Raw genomic sequence first — 1,151 nt, 5'->3', positions numbered from 1 at the left:
AAACTTTTTTCTACTGCAAGTATCTCGCTAAATGTGAAATTTATTCTAAAAGTACTATTCACTCTTGTAAGTCCTTGTATCTGCTATTTTGGTCAGGAAGGAAAACAGACAACTTGTTCATTTTTATAAGAGACTTTTTTGTTCCGTAATCTTGCTTGCTCTATATACGCGGGGCTGAAGCATGGTACGGCAAGAGCAGATACAGCAAAAATGAACAATCAAAAAACCGAGCCATTGCGGCCCGGTTTTTTGCTTCTCTGCCATTATTTCTTAATCGTGAATTGATCCTCTAGATGCATCCAGTTTTCAGGGAAAGGCTCGCCAAGCACCCAGTATGCAAGACCGCGCAGTTTGTATTTCTTCACAAGCTGGTTCTTTGCCTGTGCACTTTCATCGTTCTCAAACCACACTTCATGCTTCTTCCCGTCATCAGAAGTGTAAGTGAAGTATGGCGCCTGTGCCTCATTGTCAAAAAGAACATTCACATTTTCCTTAATCGCAAGGTCTTCTGCTTCAGCAGGAGCGATACGTTTAGCGAACTTATTGCCTTTTTTATAAGGAAGTTCCCAGTCATAACCGTAAAGCGGAGCACCCATCACGATTTTGTTTGCAGGTATTTCAGAAAGAGCATATTCCACAACTTTCTTTACTTGCGGAATTGGAGCTACAGCCATCGGCGGACCGCCTGACCATCCCCACTCATACGTCATCAGCACTACGAAATCTGCGAGCTCTCCGTGGCGTTTATAGTCATGTGCACCGTGCCACGGTCCTGCCTGCTCATCGCTCGTTTTCGGAGCAAGTGCCGTTGAAACGATAAATCCTTCTTTTTGTACCTTTGGAATAATGGTTTCTAAAAATCCATTATACAGCTCACGATCTTTTTCCTTGATATGCTCAAAGTCAATGTTCAAGGCTTTGTATCCTTTTGCTTTCATTGTCTGGATTACACCTTGGATGAGGCTGTTGGAGGCCGTTTTATCCGTGAAAATATTGTGAGCAACCTCTGGTGAAAAGTTGCCGTCAGCAAAGTTCGTTAACACCATCATCGGTTCAGCACCTGATTTCTTTGTTTCAGCGATGGCTTGCGAATCTTTGATAGCTGTCAGACTGCCATCCTTTTTCACCTGATAGCTGAACATGGCAACATA

The 1,151-nt window shown here is 43.2% G+C and carries 1 protein-coding gene; it reads right to left on the bottom strand.

Going from position 1 to position 1,151, the window contains the following annotated elements; all coding sequences use genetic code 11:
- Positions 1-263: 263 nt before the first annotated feature.
- On the bottom strand, positions 264-1,151 hold an 888-nt coding region (locus CGZ90_RS20045), incomplete at its 5' end, for a glycosyl hydrolase family 18 protein (RefSeq protein ID WP_106408336.1).

Origin of the sequence: Fictibacillus aquaticus (assembly GCF_002245695.1) — a bacterium.
Lineage (GTDB): Bacteria > Bacillota > Bacilli > Bacillales > Fictibacillaceae > Fictibacillus > Fictibacillus aquaticus.
Note: the sequence above shows the minus strand (reverse complement) of the source record. Positions and strands in the feature narration are given on the sequence as shown.